This is a genomic window from Allorhizobium ampelinum S4 (assembly GCF_000016285.1).
Lineage (GTDB): Bacteria > Pseudomonadota > Alphaproteobacteria > Rhizobiales > Rhizobiaceae > Allorhizobium > Allorhizobium ampelinum.
The window spans coordinates 2,186,410-2,205,736 of sequence record NC_011989.1; the positions used below are offsets into that span (position 1 = coordinate 2,186,410).

The 19,327-nt window shown below is 59.9% G+C and carries 17 protein-coding genes and 1 riboswitch; of the genes, 3 read left to right on the forward strand and 14 right to left on the reverse strand.

Annotated elements, in window-relative coordinates:
* Positions 1–12: 12 nt before the first annotated feature.
* From cobO to AVI_RS10425, 6 genes are all read right to left on the reverse strand, one after another.
* Entirely contained in the window at positions 13–657 is a 645-nt protein-coding gene (cobO, locus tag AVI_RS10400; RefSeq protein ID WP_015916320.1) for a cob(I)yrinic acid a,c-diamide adenosyltransferase, read from the reverse strand.
* Complete coding sequence (gene cobN / locus AVI_RS10405) at positions 654–4,436, reverse strand: cobaltochelatase subunit CobN (RefSeq protein ID WP_015916321.1); 3,783 nt, start codon at positions 4,434–4,436, stop codon at positions 654–656. Before cobN ends, cobO begins: the two co-directional genes overlap by 4 nt.
* A 3-nt stretch (positions 4,437–4,439) precedes the next feature.
* The gene (gene cobW, locus AVI_RS10410) at positions 4,440–5,513 is read right to left on the reverse strand and encodes a cobalamin biosynthesis protein CobW (RefSeq protein WP_015916322.1); all 1,074 of its coding nucleotides are present in this window, start codon (positions 5,511–5,513) and stop codon (positions 4,440–4,442) included.
* A gap of 3 nt (positions 5,514–5,516) precedes the next feature.
* Positions 5,517–6,044 (reverse strand): bifunctional adenosylcobinamide kinase/adenosylcobinamide-phosphate guanylyltransferase, encoded by a 528-nt coding sequence (cobU, locus tag AVI_RS10415; RefSeq protein WP_015916323.1) that lies wholly within the window; start codon positions 6,042–6,044, stop codon positions 5,517–5,519.
* A 4-nt stretch (positions 6,045–6,048) separates the two neighbouring features.
* Positions 6,049–6,351 (reverse strand): hypothetical protein, encoded by a 303-nt coding sequence (locus tag AVI_RS10420; RefSeq protein ID WP_015916324.1) that lies wholly within the window; start codon positions 6,349–6,351, stop codon positions 6,049–6,051.
* 140 nt (positions 6,352–6,491) lie between these two features.
* A riboswitch (cobalamin riboswitch) is annotated at positions 6,492–6,874 on the reverse strand.
* Between the two features lie 46 nt (positions 6,875–6,920).
* Complete coding sequence (locus AVI_RS10425; protein WP_015916325.1) at positions 6,921–7,385, reverse strand: hypothetical protein; 465 nt, start codon at positions 7,383–7,385, stop codon at positions 6,921–6,923.
* A 450-nt stretch (positions 7,386–7,835) separates the two neighbouring features.
* Here AVI_RS10425 and AVI_RS29565 point away from each other — a divergent pair, with 450 nt between their 5' ends.
* Together AVI_RS29565 and trmFO are read left to right on the forward strand one after the other, a co-directional pair.
* Positions 7,836–7,979 (forward strand): DUF1127 domain-containing protein, encoded by a 144-nt coding sequence (locus AVI_RS29565; RefSeq protein ID WP_015916326.1) that lies wholly within the window; start codon positions 7,836–7,838, stop codon positions 7,977–7,979.
* 153 nt (positions 7,980–8,132) lie between these two features.
* The gene (trmFO, locus tag AVI_RS10430; RefSeq protein ID WP_015916327.1) at positions 8,133–9,590 is read left to right on the forward strand and encodes a methylenetetrahydrofolate--tRNA-(uracil(54)-C(5))-methyltransferase (FADH(2)-oxidizing) TrmFO; all 1,458 of its coding nucleotides are present in this window, start codon (positions 8,133–8,135) and stop codon (positions 9,588–9,590) included.
* 71 nt (positions 9,591–9,661) lie between these two features.
* Here trmFO and AVI_RS10435 read toward each other — a convergent pair whose 3' ends face one another.
* The 5 genes from AVI_RS10435 to yajC form a co-directional block, all read right to left on the reverse strand.
* Positions 9,662–10,126 carry a hypothetical protein gene (locus tag AVI_RS10435; protein WP_041696704.1) on the reverse strand — a complete coding sequence of 155 codons (465 nt, stop codon included), beginning with the start codon at positions 10,124–10,126 and terminating at the stop codon, positions 9,662–9,664.
* Positions 10,127–10,369: 243 nt separating this feature from the next.
* On the reverse strand, positions 10,370–11,233 hold the full coding sequence (locus AVI_RS10440; RefSeq protein ID WP_041698060.1) for a phytoene/squalene synthase family protein: 864 nt from the start codon (positions 11,231–11,233) through the stop codon (positions 10,370–10,372).
* 4 nt (positions 11,234–11,237) lie between these two features.
* Entirely contained in the window at positions 11,238–11,624 is a 387-nt protein-coding gene (locus tag AVI_RS10445; protein ID WP_015916330.1) for an Mth938-like domain-containing protein, read from the reverse strand.
* Between the two features lie 3 nt (positions 11,625–11,627).
* Positions 11,628–14,198 (reverse strand): protein translocase subunit SecDF, encoded by a 2,571-nt coding sequence (secDF, locus tag AVI_RS10450; RefSeq protein WP_015916331.1) that lies wholly within the window; start codon positions 14,196–14,198, stop codon positions 11,628–11,630.
* Positions 14,199–14,407: 209 nt separating this feature from the next.
* Positions 14,408–14,779 carry a preprotein translocase subunit YajC gene (gene yajC, locus AVI_RS10455; RefSeq protein WP_015916332.1) on the reverse strand — a complete coding sequence of 124 codons (372 nt, stop codon included), beginning with the start codon at positions 14,777–14,779 and terminating at the stop codon, positions 14,408–14,410.
* Positions 14,780–14,988: 209 nt separating this feature from the next.
* Here yajC and AVI_RS10460 point away from each other — a divergent pair, with 209 nt between their 5' ends.
* Entirely contained in the window at positions 14,989–15,855 is an 867-nt protein-coding gene (locus AVI_RS10460) for an ATP-binding protein (RefSeq protein WP_015916333.1), read from the forward strand.
* A gap of 115 nt (positions 15,856–15,970) precedes the next feature.
* Here the strand turns inward: AVI_RS10460 and AVI_RS10465 are convergent, their stop codons facing one another.
* From AVI_RS10465 to surE, 3 genes are all read right to left on the reverse strand, one after another.
* Complete coding sequence (locus tag AVI_RS10465; RefSeq protein WP_041696707.1) at positions 15,971–17,614, reverse strand: LysM peptidoglycan-binding domain-containing M23 family metallopeptidase; 1,644 nt, start codon at positions 17,612–17,614, stop codon at positions 15,971–15,973.
* Positions 17,615–17,838: 224 nt separating this feature from the next.
* Positions 17,839–18,492, reverse strand: coding sequence for a protein-L-isoaspartate(D-aspartate) O-methyltransferase (locus AVI_RS10470; RefSeq protein ID WP_015916335.1), 654 nt, complete (start codon positions 18,490–18,492; stop codon positions 17,839–17,841).
* On the reverse strand, positions 18,489–19,259 hold the full coding sequence (surE, locus tag AVI_RS10475; protein WP_015916336.1) for a 5'/3'-nucleotidase SurE: 771 nt from the start codon (positions 19,257–19,259) through the stop codon (positions 18,489–18,491). The genes AVI_RS10470 and surE overlap by 4 nt, the downstream gene beginning before the upstream one ends.
* Positions 19,260–19,327 lie beyond the last annotated feature (68 nt).

Here is a 19,327-nt window from a genome sequence, read left to right on the forward strand (position 1 = left end):
AGTTCTGTGCCATCAGAATTCCACACCCAGCTGCGCCTTGATGCCAGAACGGAACGGGTGTTTGACCAGCTCCATTTCCGTGACAAGATCGGCAATCTCGATCAGCTCGTCCTTGGCATTGCGTCCCGTCAAAACGACATGGGTCATGGGCAGCTTTTCTTCCGACAGGAAGGCGACGACTTCGGCCAGGTCAATATAGTCGTAGCGGATGGCGATATTGATTTCGTCAAGCAGCACCATGCTGTTGGCGGGATCGCGGATCAGTTCCTTGGCCTTGTCCCAGGCGGCTCTGGCCATGGCCATGTCGCGGGCCTTGTCCTGGGTTTCCCAGGTAAAGCCCTCGCCCATGGTGTGGAAAGCGCAGAGGTCGGAAAAATGCCGCAGGATCAGATCGCGCTCTCCAGTTGACATCGCCCCCTTGATGAATTGCACCACCGCGCATTTCTTGCCATGGGCGATATGGCGGAAAATCATCCCGAAGGCTGCCGAGGACTTGCCCTTGCCCTTGCCGGTATGGACGATGATCAGGCCCTTTTCGCCGGTCTTGGTCGCCATGATCTTGTCGCGCGCCGCCTTTTTCTTCGCCATTTTCTCGGCGTGGCGGGCAAGATCGTCCGATGCTACTGCAACGGCTCCGCTATCGACGGTTTCGGTCATAGGGCATTCTCCAATTCAATCGTCTGTAAAAGCTCGGCTTGGGAAAGTTGGGACAGATGATATCTCGCCGAATTGCTGCGCGGCGTCCAGAGGCCACGGTCGATGGATTCCAACAACCGCTGCGACATGTCCTTCAAGGCAGCCGGGTTTTTATCGGCCATGAAAGCCCGCACCCGGTCATCGCCAATAAAAGCCCGGTAGACGGCTTCGAAATGCGGCTGGCGCACGGCGCCGGTGGTGGCGGCAAAGGCGAACAGATAATCCACGGAGGCGGCAATTTCGAACGCGCCCTTATAGCCGTGACGCATCACGCCTTCGATCCATTTCGGATTGACGACGCGGGCGCGTACCACCCGGCCAATCTCTTCCTCCAGCGTACGGATCACAGGCTTTTCCGGTCGGGAATGGTCGTTGTGATAGACGGTTGGCCTGCGACCCGCGAGCTGCTCGACCGCTGCCGTCATGCCGCCCTCGAATTGATAGTAATCGTCGCTATCCAGCAGATCATGCTCGCGATTGTCCTGGTTTTGCACCACGGCCTGCACGCCCTGCAAGCGCTCTTCGAACAGGCCGCGCTCGGCCCTGCCTTCTTCGCCCGCGCCGTAAGCGTAAGCGCCCCAGACCAGATAGGCCTCGGCCAGATCGGCCCGGCGCTCCCAGCCCTTTTCATCGATCAAGGCTTGCAGCCCCGCGCCGTAAGCGCCGGGTTTCGACCCGAACACCCGGTAGCCCGCCCGGCGGCTGGCGGTCTTTTCGTCCAGCCCCTGTTGCTGGAACAAGACTGTTTCAGCCTTGATGCGCGCTGCAATCGGGTTATCCGCCGCGTCCTCATCCAGAGCGCCAACCGCCCGCACCGCCTTGTCGAACAAGGCGATCTGCTCAGGAAAGGCATCGCGGAAAAACCCTGAAATCCGAAGTGTCACGTCAACGCGCGGGCGACCCAAAATCGCCTGGGGAATGATCTCATAGCCGGTCACCCGGCGCGAGGCGCTGTCCCAGAGCGGCTTGACGCCGATCAGCGCCAGCGCCTGGGCAATATCATCGCCGCCCGTGCGCATATTGCTGGTACCCCAGGCGGTAATGCCAAACGATACCGGCCATTCGCCATGGTCCTGCACATAGCGGGCAACCAGCAGTTCGGCGGATTTCTGGCCGAGTTGGTAAGCGGCAGGCGTCGGCACGGCGCGGCTATCGACGGAGTAGAAATTACGCCCCGTCGGTAGCACATCCGGTCGTCCCCGCGTCGGCGCACCGGACGGACCGGGAGCGACGAAGCGGCCAGACAGTCCTTTGAGCAGTCCGGCGATTTCCGCTGGGCCGGATTTGATCACGCTCGGTTTCAGCCGGGCTTCAACCTCATCCAGAACAGCGCTTGTGTTTTGCCAGCCTTGGGGACAGGCAAACCTGCACGACACCATGTCTGCGGCCAGCAATTCGATCCGCTCGACCGTATCGCCCTTGGTGCGCCAGGGGGCTTGCGTCAGGTTTCTCAGAAGTTCCGGCTGCGGCCCGTCCCATATATCGGAAAACACACAGTCCAGAGGGTCGAAATCGGCCCAACCGCCAAGCGCATCGGCAGCAATCGCCCGGTGCAGACTGGCATCGCCGCCCTGGCCCCCTTGGCTCTGCCCTTGTCCACGCGGCACCCGCGCCAAGGCCACGACCAGATCGGTCAGCAACCGGCCTTGCGGTGCCTGCCCGAAAATATGCAGGCCGTCGCGGATCTGCATTTCCTTGAGGTCGCAGAGATAGGCGTCGAGCTTGGTCAGCTTGACCTCCTCCGCCTCACCACCGGCAATACCTGCATCCTCATCCAGACCGATATCGGCGACCAGATCGAGGATCTGGGTTTTCAACAGGGTAACCCGGCGCGGATCACCGCCCATCGCCTGGTAATATTCATCGACCAGCGCTTCCAGATCCTTCAGCGAGCCATAACTTTCCGCCCTAGTCAGCGGCGGGGTCAGATGGTCGATAATGACGGCGCTCGCCCGGCGCTTGGCCTGCGTACCCTCACCGGGATCGTTGACGATGAAGGGATAGAGATGCGGCACCGGACCCAGCACCGCTTCGGGATAACAGCTCTCGCTCAGCGCCAGTGCCTTGCCCGGCAACCATTCCAGATTGCCGTGCTTGCCCATATGAATGATGGCGTGAACGCCAAATCTCTGGCGGAGAAATGCGTAGAAGGCGAAATAGCCGTGGGGCGGCACCAGATCCGGCGAATGATAGCTGTCCTTCGGATCGATATTATAGCCCCGCGCTGGCTGAATGCCGACCATCACCTTGCCAAACCGCAGCAGCGGCAGCGCGAAACCATCCCCGGCAAAAAACGGATCGGCCTGCGGCTCCCCCCATCTGTCGCTAATCTCCCGCCTGATCTTGTCAGGCAGGCTCCCGAAAAACCGCTGGTAATCGGCAAGTGGCAGGGTCTCGCGGATCACCCTGCCCTTCACCGCTGCATTGGTGACACCTGCCATCAGTGTCGTCATCAGCGCATCAGAGTTGGCGGGCAGGATGCCGGTGTCGTAGCCCTCGGCTTTGAGGGCCTTCAACACTTCAAGGCTGGCGGCAGGGGTATCCAGCCCGACACCATTGCCAAGGCGCCCATCCCGGTTGGGATAGTTGGCCACGATCAGGGCGACCTGCCGTTCTGGCGCAGGTGTGTGCCTCAGCCGCGCCCAATTGGCAGCCAGGCTGGCGACGAAGGCCATGCGGCCCGGGTCCGGCGCATGGCTGACCAGTGTGGTTTCCACCCGCGCATCGTAGCGGGCAGCGGATTTGAAGGACACGGCGCGGGTCAGCACCCGCCCGTCCACCTCCGGCAGCGCGACATTCATGGCGAGATCGCGGGCGCTCAGCCCTTGCATCGAGGCTTCCCAGACGGAGCGTGGCGACGAGGAAAACAGCGCCTGCAACACCACCGCGCCGTGCTCGTCCAGCACGGTCGAGGGCGCATCGGCACCCGGAACGGACACGGCAAAGCCTGTCGTGTTGACCGCCACATCCGGTGCGGCCTGCTTAAAAATCATCCGCAGCGTCTCAACGCAGACAGCATCTTTCAGACTGGCGACAAACACCGGCAAGACCCGCAGGCCCTGCGCTTGCAACGCCTCGATCATCGCCTCAACCGGCGCGGTCTCGCCGCTCTGGACGAGGGCGCGGTAAAAGCACAGGGCAGCAATCGGCCCCTCACCTGCAAGCGCCTGCCATGCCGGAACGTCGATCGCCCCTCGCCCTGGCCACCACAGCCCGGCTTTCAGCAGCGGCAAAGCCTCCTGCGGTTTCGGTGCATTGGTCAGCAGCGCTTGCGCAAAAGCCACGAAATGGCTGGCATTACTATCGCCGCCTTCGATCAGATAGGCCCAAAGCGCCGATAGATCCGAGGCATCCAGGTTTGAAAAAGCCTCCAGCCCGGCATCCGGCTTGTCGTCGCCGGGCAGGACGGCAATTTTGATCCCATGGCGGCGGGCGCAGGCGTGCAGCGCTTCCAGCGCATAATGAAAATAGCTGGCCCCACCCAAAGCCTTGACCACAATCAGTTTCGCATGGCGGGCGGTGCGCTCGATATAGGTATCGACCGACATCGGATGTTTCAGCGCCATCAGGCTGGCGAGCCGCCATGTCGCGGTCTCGGATTGCCGCGCCAGCGCCGCCGCGATGGCGGACAGCTCGGTATCGGCGGCGGACAGAAACAGGATATCCCCCGGCGTCTGGCCAAGGTCTATCGCGTCATCCCCGTCGCTGATCGAGCCTTGCTGGGCAAGCAGAAGATGCATGGCTTACGCCGCCGCCCGGATGGCATCGGCAATCGCCGATTGGTCGAGATCATGCAGGCCGATCACCACTAGCCGCGTCGCCCGCTGTTCGCCGGAGGCCCAGGGCCGGTCGTAATATTGGTCGATGCGGTTGCCGACCGCCTGCACCACAAGCCGCATCGGCTTGCCCGGCACATCGACGAAGCCTTTCAGCCGCAGCACGTCATGCGCTTCGATCACGGTCTTCAAGCCATCGACAAAACGGTCCGGCTCGCGCACCTGCGGCAGATCGACGACGAAACTATCAAATTCGTCGTGGTCGTGATGATGGTCATGGTCCTCACCGCTGGCATGCAGCGCCTCATGCTCCAGCTCGTGATGGGACTTGCGATTATCGATATCGGCTTCCGAACCCGCTCCAATGCCAAGCAGCACCATAACAGGCACATCGCCATTCTTCGCCTCGATCAGGGTCGGCTTGCGGGACATCCGGGCGGTCACATCGCTCCGCACTTTGGCAAGACCATCGGCATCAAGCAGGTCGGTCTTGTTGAGCACGATCAGATCGGCGCAGGTCAATTGGTCCTCGAACAGCTCCTCGATCGGGCTTTCGTGATCGAGACTGTCATCAGCGGCGCGCTGGGCGTCGATCCGGTCATGGTCGTCAGCAAACCGGCCAGCGGCGACAGCAGCGCTATCGACCACCGTCACAACACCATCCACGGTCACGCGGGTGCGGATATCCGGCCAGTTGAAGGCGGCCACCAGCGGCTGGGGCAAGGCAAGGCCGGAGGTTTCTATGACGATATGGTCGGGCAGCACATCCCGTGCCAGCAGCTTTTGCATGGTCGGCACGAAATCATCGGCAACCGTGCAGCAGATACAGCCATTGGTCAGTTCGATAATGTCGTCCTCGGTGCAGGTCTCGGCGCCGCAGCCTTTCAGCACTTCGCCATCCACACCCAGATCACCAAACTCGTTTATGATCAGCGCGATTTTCTTGCCACCCGCATTCATCAGCATATTGCGGATGATCGTCGTTTTGCCCGCTCCGAGAAAACCGGTGATAACAGTGACGGGAATTTTCTGTTGCAACATTGTTCAGCCTTTCATTTTCAGGGGCAGGCCAGCCGCGACGAAGTAAACCTCGTCAGCGCTTGCCGCGATCAGTTGATGAAGCCGTCCGGCATGGTCACGGAAATGGCGCGCCATGCGGTTTTCCGGCACAATGCCAAGGCCGACTTCATTGGAAACAAGCACGATGGAGGCGGAAAGGCGGGGCAGCAGATCCGCAAGGGCTTGCGCCTCAGCAGCCATGTCGCGCCCCTCCTCCATCATCAGATTCGTGACCCAGAGCGTCAGGCAGTCAACCAAGATGACCCGGCCCGGCGCATCGATAAACTTCAGCCGACCCACCAGCGCCAGTGGCTCTTCATGCGTCACCCAGAGCGGACCACGATCCTGCTGGTGCTGGTCGATCCGGGCGCGCATTTCCTCGTCCCAGGCCCGCCCGGTTGCCAGATAATGACGCTCCAGGCCGGTCTCGGCACAAAGCTGTTCTGCAAAATGCGACTTGCCGGACCGCGCGCCTCCGAGAACGAAGACACGTTTCGAAACTGTGTCTGCCATGGCGTCAGTTTCCACCCGTAGGCGGCGTGTAGAGCCCGCTGGAGCGCGGCACGAAGCCCGGCCATGCGGATGGGGCTGCATCGGCAGCATATGGCGCAGACGTCCGCACATCCGACCTTGGCTGCGACAGCGCCCCGCCAAAGGTGGAATTGGAACCGGACGGTGCGTGGAATTGTTGCTCAGCGGGCCGCTGAGAAGGACCAGAAGGCGCATGACGGGAAAACGGCAGCAACGCAAAAACCAGCGCCGCCAGCACAAGCAGAGCTAAGGCGGCACCTATGCTGCGTGATGACACGAGCGTCATCATGACCTGCCTCCGTTAGGCGCAGGCGGCATACTGCAAAACGGCCAAAAGACCGTGGAGCGGAGGCTGGAAGGCCCGCGATCAATCTGTTGCGCCACGACAACCTCCGTGCTGGCGTCGGGGATCTCTCCCCCAATTGGGCGTAAAGCCCGTCACGGACGGCAGGTCTCCTGGCTCACAGCGTCAAACCGGTACCATAACGGCACCCGTTCGCAGATTTCCCTCACCTTCCCGGAGGTCATAGCAAAAGCGAAAAGGCGGACGATTCGTAGATAAAGAGGCGTCCAACCCCGGCAGATCGCTTTGCCACTCCAGTGGCTTTTCCGGTCCGTCCGCTCACCGCACCGGCCACACCACGCGGCCCGCCATGCAAGGATCGTCAAAACCGGATGGAAAACCCTCGCTGTTCTACAGTCGCGGGGTCGGCTGCGTTTGGCATGCCCTGTCTGGGTCCACGCCTTCGCATTCCCTTTTGCTTTCCAGCCTCAATCTCTTCAGGCCGAAAACCATCCACCTTTAGGGTTAGCAGAATGAGGCTTTAAGTCAATCTGCAAGCCATGAGCCAATACCCGCTATAGCTTTGGCGCGGTCAGGGAAAACAGCGAGCGTATCCGGGCTGAAATTTCTTCCGCCAGGCTTTCAGGGCCAAGCGTCTGGTCATTGGTAATGGTCAGCACCTTGAACGCGCCCTGAGCGACCACATCACCGGTTTCAACCGAGGCAGCACTGACTTTGACCTCGGCCTCGTTATGCTGCTTGTCCAGCCCAAGCCCACTCGCCATCGCCTCGACCCTGACCGTCAGAATCACCCGTGGCAGAACCTCGCTGCGCACCGTAGCGGCGACGGCAGCCGACAGACGCCGCTCCACACCCTGAACCAGAACCAACGGCACTTTTGGACCAGCCAGTACGGTGACCGCACGAATATCATAGTAGAACTTCTTCCGATCTGATTGAAACAGTCCTGCCATGCACCCGGCAAGCGCCATGCAGATCGATAGAAAGGCAAGAACGCGCAAATACCGCAGCAAGGTCATACTCCGCACAAAGATATGGCACGGACCATCAAAGCCAGAGCTTGCCGCAAGCTTACGCTATAAGTCCGCAACGGAGATAGACGTGATGACGGCGTTTTGACGAATTATGCCGCCTTTTGCTGGCCACAAAGCAGGGAATGTTGCGCAAAAGAAAATATCCGCTGGATTCTTGTTAAACAAAGCCATTATGGGACCGTCTTGCGCCTGAAGGTCGGCGATTCCACACCCTCGGACCGGTGAGAATTTCACTCGAAAAAGGCGTGTTTTGAGCGTCCCAAGATCACGCTCAAATCTTAGCCGAAGCACAATTAATAGCCATGAATCTGCACAAACGCATAGCAGTCGCCCATTTATTGCACTGCCATAAAGACCTTCCCCGATGTATAAGCATGTCAACAGCTGAGGCGGGAGAGACCGCCGGATCAGCAACCAAGATCTCGAGGAAACGTCATGAACCCGATCCGCATTGCAAAAAACTGGATTAGCTATCGCCGCACTCTGTCCGAGCTGGGCGGCCTGTCCAACCAGACCCTGTCCGACATCGGCATCACCCGTTACGACATCCGTCACATTGCCAACCGTTCGTTCCGTTAATCGGATCCGGTTTTAAAGTTGAAATTGACTGTATGAACGGCGCTTTTGGCGCCGTTTTCTATTTCTGGATCTCCAAACCAAGCTCGCATCTCCAAAGTGCAATTTGATCGGTTGAAGATTGGAAGCGGCGGCAAGGCGTGATAAGCAGCCGCCATGACAGACAACAACACCTATTTCCCTATTCACATCATTGGCGGCGGGCTGGCTGGCTCCGAAGCCGCCTGGCAGATCGCCGAGGCGGGCGTGCCGGTCATTCTTCATGAGATGCGCGGCCTTCGCGGTACCGACGCCCATAAGACCGATAGCCTGGCCGAGCTTGTCTGCTCCAATTCCTTCCGCTCCGATGATGCCACCGCCAATGCGGTCGGGGTTATCCATGCGGAAATGCGGCTGGCCGGCTCGTTGATCATAGCCTGCGCCGACCGTCATCAGGTACCGGCAGGCGGCGCGCTTGCCGTTGACAGAGATGGCTTTGCCGAAGCTGTGACGCAGGCGCTGCATGCCCACCCGCTGGTAACCGTGGTGCGCGAGGAAATCACCGGCCTGCCGCCACGCGATTGGGATCTCAGCATTATCGCCAGCGGACCGCTGACATCACCGGCGCTGGCCGAGGCCATCCGCTCGGAAACCGGCGAGGATGCCCTTGCCTTTTTCGACGCCATCGCCCCCATCGTCCACCGCGACAGCATCAATATGGATATCTGCTGGTATCAATCGCGCTATGACAAGGTGGGGCCAGGCGGTACGGGCAAGGATTACATCAACTGCCCACTGGATGAGGCCCAGTATAACGCCTTCGTTGATGCATTGATTGCCGGTGACGCGGTCGGCTTCAAAGAATGGGAAGGCACCCCCTATTTCGACGGCTGCCTGCCCATCGAAGTCATGGCGGAACGCGGGCGTGAAACCCTGCGCCACGGGCCGATGAAGCCGATGGGGCTGACAAATTCCCATAATCCGACCGTGAAAGCCTATGCTGTCGTGCAGCTGCGCCAGGATAATGCGCTGGGCACGCTCTATAATATGGTCGGTTTTCAGACCAAGCTGCGCTACGGTGCCCAAGCCGAGATTTTCCGGATGATCCCCGGTCTGGAAAACGCCGAATTCGCCCGGTTGGGTGGCCTGCACCGCAATACCTATATCCATTCGCCCGTGCTGCTGGATCAATCCCTCTCCCTAAAGAGCAGACCGGGCCTGCGCTTTGCCGGGCAGATCACCGGCTGCGAAGGCTATGTCGAGAGCGCCTCCATCGGCCTTCTGGCCGGTCGCTTTGCTGCTGCCGAGCGCAAGGGCGAGGCCTTCAGTCCACCGCCTGTGACAACGGCGCTCGGTGCGCTGCTCAACCATATTACCGGTGGCCATATCGTTTCCAACGACGAGCCCGGTAAAAAGTCTTTCCAGCCGATGAACATCAATTTCGGCCTGTTTCCGGATCTGGAGCCGGGCTCCATCGTCAAGCCCGAGGGCGTGAAGCGATTCCGGGGCAAGGACAAGACTGTCATGAAGCGCCAGTTGATCGCCATCCGCGCCTTGGCCCATTGCCGGGAATGGTTGGGCCTGCCGCCGCACATCCCACAGCCGGTTGAGCAACTGGAAGACGCGGGCCTGTAATTTCAAGGCCCGACAATCTCAATGGACCTGATGGACCTGATGGACCTGATGGACCTGATGGACCATCCTACTCACGAGGACGTCTTGTCAAATCTGTCTTCCGCCGGTTCCAAATCGTTCGGCGCGATATAGTTGCCGAGCAGCCATAGCGACACTTCTGCTGCCTCGGCGGGTTTGGCGAAAATATAGTCGCCGTTATGCTGGGCGGCATCGAGAAACGTGACGTGAAAACCGTGAACGCTCTCCAGTGGTCGGACCTGCACATGCCCCGGCTCGATCAGATGGCAGGCATAATGATTGCGAAGATTGCGCATGAAACCCGCGCGGTTGTCATGTAGCCTGACGAAAACCGCCTTGCCATCAGCCGTGGCATGCAGGCTGCGGATCGCTTCGCCAGGAAAGGCCCGGCCGAATTCCAGGATGGCAAGCCCGACATCGCTTAGGGTTTCGCCGTCATTGCGCTCCGCCATGCGCGAAACGTACCACGCGAAGGCGATAATGCCCAAAAACACAAAAATACCGATCCCAACGCCCACTGGCAACCTCCGGATGATGCAAGAGCAGCAATGCCGATCGAGGATCGTGCAATTGCGGCAACACTTTATATCTGCTGCATAATCCTTTGAATCGATTCCAACTTGCGGATTTTGCAGTCGACAAGATCTAACGGATGAGCCTTGCGTGAGTTTGGAGTTTGGTTGGAGCCAAGGCAGCATTTGCCAAGGAAAAGGGAAAACCTGTGTTCTCAACCGGCTGGTTCAGTATCAACCGGACAAACTCTAGAATCGTCCCGTCATGCTAGCGCGGAGCAGCGTCAGCTGGCGGCGCCACTGGGCTCGGCGGATCGGTGTTTGCAGAATATCGGCGCCGCGCCGGCGAGCATCCCGCAGAATCGGACCGGCAAGCGCCACGGGCAGATAGGCCGGAACCAGAGACGCAGGAAGCTTGCCGCCAGCCCGCGCCTTGGCAAGATGATCAAGCCCCAGACCGGCAAAGGCTTCGATTGCTCCATCGATTCTCATCTCGTCCCTGCCCGACAGGAAGGCCTCGCGGTCAAGGCCAGTCGCCGCCAGGATTTCGTCGGGAATGTAAAGTTGCCCCCGCGCCCGATGCTGCGGCATCAGCGCCAGCAGGCCGGCAATGGACTGAGCAACCCCGGCATGACCGGCAATGGTTGCGCAATTCAGCGCGGCCCCGGCATCCAGCACCAGGCTAGCCAGTTGGATCAGCGCCGAGGCGGTCTCTCCCGCATAGCCTTCCAGCGCCGATCTTGGCCCGATCGGATCGTCGTAAAGATCGGCAATCCGCGCATCGATCATGTCGAGCAAGGGTTGAACCGGTAAACGATAGGATTCCACCGCCGCCAAAAGCCCTGCCGCCAGCGGATTGGCCGTGGTATCGCCATGCCCCTTGCCCGAAAGCAGGTCACGCCAATATTGCAGCCGGATTTCGCCCGGCAAGGGCTCCCGCACCAGATCGCGCACCCGGGCAAGTTCGGCATTGAAGGCATAGAGCGCTGCCAAGGCAGGCTGTTTTTCCGGCGGGGAGAGAAGGCAGGCCAAATACCGGTCGCGGTCGATCTCCCGCAGCATAGCCAGGCAGACATCCGGGACCAATGGCGATGGTTTTGCACTTTCCGCCATGCGATCAGACTGCAATCAATGCGGCGGCCACGGGCCGTTCTTCCGCCAGCATCACATTATAGGTCCGCACCGCAGCTCCTGTACTCATCGGGTCAGAACCGATGCCAGCAGCGGTCAGAACGGCTTTAACGTCACTGGGGATACGGCGCAGTCCCGCGCCCGTGCCGAGCAACAGGAACTCGACCTTATCCGCCTCGTCCAGCAGGCGCTGGAGGGCGGCGACCGTCAGGTCCTCGCCCTCGCGCATATCCCAGCCATAAATGCCTGATGGTAAGAGCAAAAGGGAGCCGCGATGCGACATATCCGCGAACCGGAACCCGCCATTGCCATAGGCATCAATGGGGGACCGGCCCGGAAAATGCGCCTCGCGGATGATAATGCCCTTTGCCAATGCCTATGCTCCCGCCTTGCCCGTCGCGCCATTCTTTTCCGGCTTTGCTTTTCCAGCCTTATCCGGCTCGCCCTGGCCCTCAGGGCGCAGACGGAAGGCGATCAGCACCGGCGCCGCCATATAGATAGAGGAAAATGTGCCGACAAGAACCCCGAACAGCATGGCAAAGGTGAAGGAGCGGATAACTTCGCCACCGAACAGGAACAGGGCCAGAAGAGCCAGAAGCGTCGTCACCGATGTCAGGATGGTCCGCGACAGGGTCTGGTTGATCGACGTGTCGATCAACACATCCAGCGGCATTTTCTTGTAACGGCGCAGGTTCTCGCGCATGCGGTCATAGACGACCACGGTATCGTTCAGCGAATAGCCGACAATCGTCAGGATAGCCGCGATACTACTGAGGTCGAATTCCACCCCGGTGACCACGTAGAGGCCAAGCGTCAGGATGACGTCATGCAGGGTTGCGATGATCGCGCCTGCCGCAAACTGCCACTCAAACCGGATCCAGATATAGACCAGGATCGCCATCAGCGAAATCAGCACGCCGATGGTTGCCGATTTCGTCAGCTCACCAGACACGGACGGCCCGACCACTTCGGTGCGGCGGAACTCATAGGCCTGTTCCAATGCGCCCCGCACCTTGGCAACAGCCGATTGTTCGCCGTTTTCACCCTCGTCCTGGGCCTGCAAACGGACCAGCACACTGCTCGGATCGCCAAAACCCTGAACCTGGACATCGCCGAGGTTGAGACTGCTCAATTGTTCGCGAATGGCGGCGGGATCAGCATTGCCCTGACGCGCCTTCAATTCGATGATCGAACCGCCGGTAAAATCGATGCCGAGTTTCATACCAACTGTGCCGAAACCAACGAGAGCGGCTATAGACAAGGCCGCCGACAGCAGGAACGTGTAACGGCGGACACCCATGAACGGGATGTTGGTTCCGTCGAAAATTCCGGTCCGAACCCCCTTGGGAAGAGCCTTGGGACGGCGCGTGTTGACCCAGACGGTAAACATCCAGCGGGTCAAGCCAAAGGCGGTAAATACGGTGGTGATGATACCGATGGCCAGCGTCACCGAAAAGCCGCGTACAGGACCGGAGCCAAGGAAGAACAGCACGCCAGCAGCAATCAGCGTCGTAACATTGGCATCGACAATCGTCGCCAAGGCCTTGTTGAAGCCGATATCGATCGACTGGATCAGGGAACGCCCGCTCTTGTATTCCTCTCGGATACGCTCGTAGATCAGCACGTTGGAATCAACCGCCATACCGATGGTCAACACAATACCGGCGATGCCCGGCAGCGTCAGCGTCGATCCAAGCAGCGTCAGGATGGCAATAATCATGACGATATTGGCAAACAGCGCCAGAACGGCCAGCACACCGAAGAAGCCGTAAAGCCCGATCATCAGCACGACGACAAGCGCGGCCCCGATGAATCCAGCCGAAACACCTGCGCGGATCGAATCGGCGCCAAGGCTTGGGCCGACGGTGCGCTCTTCGACCACGGTCAAGGTTGCCGGCAGTGCGCCAGCGCGCAGCAGGACGGCCAGGTCATTGGCGCCCTGCACCGTGAAATTACCAGAAATCTGGCCGGAGCCACCGACAATCGGTTCACGGATCACAGGCGCGGAAATCACCTGATTGTCGAGCACGATGGCAAAGGGCCGCCCGACATTCTGTTGGGTCGCCTGGGCAAACCGCTGCGCACCACGGCTATCGAAGCGGAAGCTGACGACCGGTTCGTTATTTTGCTGATTGAAGCTTGCCTGCGCATCGACGAGATCCTCACCGGACACCAGAACCCGCTTTTCGACCAGATAAGGCACCGCGGCCTCATCCTGGCTGTAGAGCACTTCGGACGTGGCAGGCGGGCGGCCGCTGATCGCTTCGGTTGCCGACATGCTGGTATCGACCATGCGGAAGCTTAGTTTCGCGGTCTGGTTCAGAAGATTCTTCAAACGCTGCGGATCATCCAGACCCGGCACCTGCACGATGATGCGGTCGGAGCCCTGACGCTGGATCAACGGCTCGGTATTGCCAAGCTCATCGACGCGGCGGCGCACGACTTCGATGGACTGGGTGAGCGCCGAGGACATGCGGTAATCGATACCGGCATCGGTGAGGTTAAACTTCAACACCCCATCGCCGCTATCGTCCAGTGTCGCTTCCTGGACGCTGCTCGACCCGAAACCGCCGGTGCTGACAGGCGCGGTTAGTGTCTGCAAGGCCTTGCGCGCCGCATCAAGCTGAGCCGGATCGGTAATGCGGACCTGGACCGCCTGGCCAACGCCATTCAGCCCGGTATAGCGAACGCCCGCATCGCGAAGACTGCTGCGGATATCGCCAACCACGGCTTCAAGCCGCTCCTTGACGATATCGTTGCGCTCGATCTTCAGCATGATATGCGAGCCGCCCTGCAAATCGAGGCCGAGCGTCATCTGCTTGCTCGGGAACCAGGACGGAAGACGGGCCAGTTGATCCTTGCTGAACAGGTCGGGCAGCGCGATCAGGACGCTCGCCACGACGGCAAGCCAGAGGAGAATGGTTTTCCAGCGGGAGAAATGCAGCATCGACATCTCGAAGGGTAAGGTCTGGGGCAAATAGACCGGGATCGTCAAACGGAAATGGCGGCTTGATACGCCGAGCAAAATTTACCGCAGGGCAAACCAGCGCTCAACATACAAAGCGGCCATTTCAGAGGACGGAAGCGGCTTTTCTCCAGCAGACAGCAGAAAAAAGTCAGGCCGCCCTGTTGGGCGGCCCGGTGTTCAAACTTGGGTCAAGCGTCGGTCTTGGAACCGTCGGCTTTGGCAATCTCGGCCTTGACCGGTTCGCCCTTGACGCGCACTTCGGCGATCAGGCTGCGAAGTGCCTTGACCTTGACGCCATCTGCAATTTCGACTTCCAGTTCCTTGTCGTCAGTGACCTTGGTCACCTTACCGATCAAGCCGCCACCCAGCACCACCTGGTCGCCACGGCGAATGGCCGACAGCGTTGCTTCCCGCTTTTTGAGCTGGTTGCGCTGCGGGCGGATCAGCAGGAAATACCAGATCACCATCAAGGGTGCGAAAAGCAGAAGCATTTCAAACCCGGACCCCATCCCGCCAGCGGCAGGTGCTGCATCCTGAGCGAATGCCTGTGTTATGAACATGAGAAACTCCTTCGGAACCGGGGCAGCAAAGATCCTGTCCCCCCTGTTTTGCCGCCGGAATATAGGAATACCCCAAGGGAATGCAACAGAAACAGCGGCTTTGCGTACCGAATCCCCGGTCAATACACTTTCGAACCCTGTATGACCATGGTAGCGCAACGATCACAGGCGGTCTTGAACCACTTTTCATGCATGAACGGAGGCAAAACATGTCCGATACGCTGGCTGATCTGCTGCGCGAAGTGACGCGGCTCGCCGATGCCATGGAGCGGCTGGCCGGTCCAGCCCCTGCGCTCAACGATTGGAGCGGAGCGGACTGCTTCGTCTGGCATCCGACCAATCAGCATCTGCAACCGGTGCCAAGGCCCAACCGCGTCGCACTTGGCCTGATCAGGGGTGTCGATCGGGTGCGCGACATCCTGCATGAAAACACCGAACGGTTCGCGCTTGGCTTTGCCGCCAACAATGTCCTGCTCTGGGGCGCGCGCGGCATGGGCAAATCCTCGCTGGTCAAGGCGGTGCATGCCGATATTGTAAAGGCCACAGGCGTGCGGCTGAAACTGGTGGAAGTACACCGCGAAGACATCGCCTCCCTGCCTGCGCTGATGGACCTGCTGAAAAACAGCCAAGAGCGGGTGCTGCTGTTTTGCGACGATCTTTCCTTCGATCATGACGATACCGCCTATAAATCGCTGAAGGCGGCACTGGATGGCGGTATCGAGGGCCGTCCGGACAATGTGCTGTTCTACGCCACCTCCAACCGCCGCCACCTCCTGCCCCGGCATATGATGGAAAATGAGCAATCGACCGCCATCAACCCGTCGGAAGCCGTCGAAGAAAAGGTCTCACTCTCCGACCGATTCGGCCTTTGGCTCGGCTTTCATAAATGCAGCCAGGACGACTACCTGGCGATGATTGACGGCTATGCCGCACATTTCAAGCTGCCGCTACTGCCTGAGCAATTGCACGCCGAGGCACTGGAATGGGCCACCACGCGAGGTGCGCGCTCCGGCCGTGTCGCCTGGCAATATATCCAGGATCTGGCCGGGCGGTTGCGTGTCGATCTTGGACGCTAGGTTTTCCAGCCCAATCGAAAGCCCCTTATGAAGAAAGGCCCGGATTGCTCCGAGCCTTTCTCAACTTTCCTGAAACGCACTACCTTATTCAAGAAAAACTCTTGCGAACCAAAGCCTATTCCAGGAAGCCCATCGGGTTGACCGGCGTCGCATCCTTGCGCACTTCGAAATGCAGGGTCGGCTGGCTGGCATTGCCGCTCATACCCGAGGTTGCCACTTGCTGGCCACGCTGCACCTTCTGGCCGCGCTGAACGGAAATGGCATCGGCATGGCCGTAAACAGTCACAGTGCCGTCGTCATGGCGCACAAGCACGGTGTTGCCGAGTTCTTTCAGACCATTGCCGGCATAGATGACCACGCCGTTTTCAGCAGCCTTGATCGGCGTACCCGTCGGCACGGAAATATCGATACCGTCATTGCGCTTGCCAGCGACATTGGCACCAAACGGAGCCACCACCGCGCCACGCACCGGCCAGCGGTATTTGCCGATGCCAGTTGCATCCGGGGCCTTGTCGCCTGGATCGGCGGAGGCAACATCGGTGACCGACTTGGTCGGCGCGGCAGGCGCCGGAGCCGCAGCAGTCACCTTCGGCGCTTCAGGCTTGGTATTGGCAGGCGCCGTGCTGACAGGTGTCGCGGCCAGCTTTTGATCGGCCTGCGGCAGTTCCAGCGTCTGGCCAACGCGGACACCCTGGGTGCCGAGATGGTTCGCCTGCTTGAGGGCCGCAACGGAAACACCGTTTTCGCGGGCAATCTTGGCAATCGAGTCGCCTGACTTGACCACATAGGTGCCAGCGGCAGGCGGCGTCTTGCCGGTGCCCGCGGCATTGGTGGTGTTGTTTGCGGCAATATCGGTCTTGACCTTATCGCGCAGCTTCGGATTGGTCGGCAATACAGCGACCTTTTCTTCCTGGCGCGGCGTCGGTCCGGGAGACTGACCTGGAGGCAACAGCGTGCCTTCGGCAGCCGCAGCCCTGGTCGGCGTATTGCGCGAACCGAAGGTCGGAATGAGGATGGACTGACCGGGACGCGCAGCCCCTGCCGTCGAAAGACCATTGGCCTTGACGATTTCCTTTTCCGGCACGCCGTAACGCTGTGACAAGGTGGCCAGGCTTTCGCCCGGCTTCAGCACAACGCGGGGTGCATTGACCGTGCTCCAACCATTGGCACCTTGGCCATTGGCACCAGCGCCTTGGCCAGATGGCAGGCCGGGCTTTGCCGGCTGCGGAAGGGTGTTGGTGGACAAGCCGTCGCCGTCTTCCAGTGCAGCCGACTGGTGAGTAGCCGCCGGGAATGGCTGGGCCGAGGCCGTCTGGCGGCGCGAAGAGATCGGGCCTGTCGACGCGGTGGAACCGGACGGCGGTGCAAGCTCGGCCTTCTGAACAGACACAGCCGAGGAGGCACGCCGTGCTGGCGAATAGGTCTGCTGGGCCGGATAGGGCTGCGTCATCGCCTGCTGACGATTGCCATAACCACCGCCACCCATCGATCCGCCGGAGGCCGCTGGAGCATAAGAGCCGCCGCCATCGACATCCGTCTGGGGCACCGGTGCATTAGCCATTCCAGTGATCTGGCCGCCCGTCGAGGCGGTCGTCATCGAATCGGTTTTGGAAAACAGGCCGGAAAAGCGGCTCGAATCGGAACTGCAACCAGTTGCGACGCTTGCCATCAGGCCAACCCAGAGAATCTGGGCAACAGGCATGCCGGATTTATAAGACTGACTCTGACGCATGATACAACCCACTGACGACGCAACCATTTGTGAGTTTATTAAAGCGCGTTAGTGTTACCGGGCGGTTAACCGCGTGGAATCCTTATGAACATTCCGCAAAAAATCGCAGGAAAACCGGGGGCTACGTCTCTGGAAACCCTGCTGTGCCGGGGTTTTACAAAAAAGCCATTAACCATAAAAATTAATGGGACTGAGCCAAGCACCCGCAAACCCTCCCATTTTGGTAAATTTAGAGAGGTCAAAGCTTCCAATCAGAGGAAGGCAGCAACATTCGGGGTCAGGGGAAGATAGGGAACCTCGAACAGGTCTTCCCGCTCAAACCGGCTGCCCGTCCGGGTGAGCCGCACCATGACGCATCGATTTTCGTCCAAAATCAACGGAGCCAGCAGCACCCCGTTATGAACGAGTTGCTCGGTAAAGACTTTTGGCATCGACGGAAACGCGGCGGTCGCGATGATTCGGTCGAATGTCCCCTCGCCCGGCAAGCCCAGGCTGCCATCGCCATGACGAATAATCGCATTGCGGACTGACAATTGCTCGAGACGCGACTGCGCATCGTTGACCAGCGTCTTGTAGCGTTCCACCGAGACGACACGTTCGCAAAGCCGCGCCAGAACAGCGGTCATGAACCCGCTGCCGGTGCCGACCTCCATCACCCGCTGGCCGGGCTTGACCCGCAGCCTCTCGATCAGCCGGACGGCAAGATCGGCCCCTTCCATGAAAGCACCGCATTCAAGCGGGATCGTCTGGCGGGAATAGGCATGTTCGGCCAGATGATGGGCGACGAAGCGCGAGCGTGGCGTCTGTTCCACCGCGGTCAGCAGGTTGATGTCGGAAATCCCCTCGGAGCGCAGCCGCAATACCAGGGCTGCAAAGCCTTCTTTTTCAAGCATTGCGGATTTCAAGACCCCACCTCCGAGTTCAACGCGGCGGCGATGATATCCTGAACCGCGTAGTCGGTCAGGTCCAGCTTGAGCGGCGTGACCGAAATACGGTTGTCACGCAATGTGCCAATATCGGTTCCGGGGCGGAAATTGCCCTTGCGGTCGCCGAATCGCAGCCAGAAATAGGGCAACCCACGTCCATCCGTCCGCTCTTCGACGCTGAGCCCAAAGTCGAGTTTGCCCTGTGAGGTCACATCGACGCCCGCAACCTCGCCCGGCTCGCAATTGGGGAAATTCAGGTTGAGGAATGTGCCGGGCGGCAGGTCGATGCGCATCAGCTTGGCAATCAGCGCTGGTGCATGCGTTTCAACCACATCCCAGGGAATGGAATGGCCCGCCACGTAGCTATAGGCCTGGCTAAGCGCAAACGAGCGCACCCCATGCACCGTACCTTCAATGGCCCCGGCGACCGTGCCGGAATAGGTGACATCGTCAGCAAGGTTTGCCCCGGCATTGACGCCCGATAGCACCAGATCCGGTTTGCCGGGCAGCAGTTTGCGGATGGCCATGATGACGCAATCGGTCGGCGTTCCCCGCAGCGCATAGCGATTCTCACCAAGCTGCCGCAGTCGCAACGGCTCCGACAGGGTCAGCGAATGGGCAAGCCCACTCTGGTCGGTTTCCGGCGCAACAATCCACACATCGTCGGACAGCGTCCGGGCGATTCGTTCCAGAACGGCCAGACCGTCTGCATGAATGCCATCGTCATTGGTCAGCAGAATCCGCATTGGTCCTCGTCAAGACGTTTCCGAAGCCGGTTTTAGAGCATCGCACAGAAAATCGGAACCAGCACGAT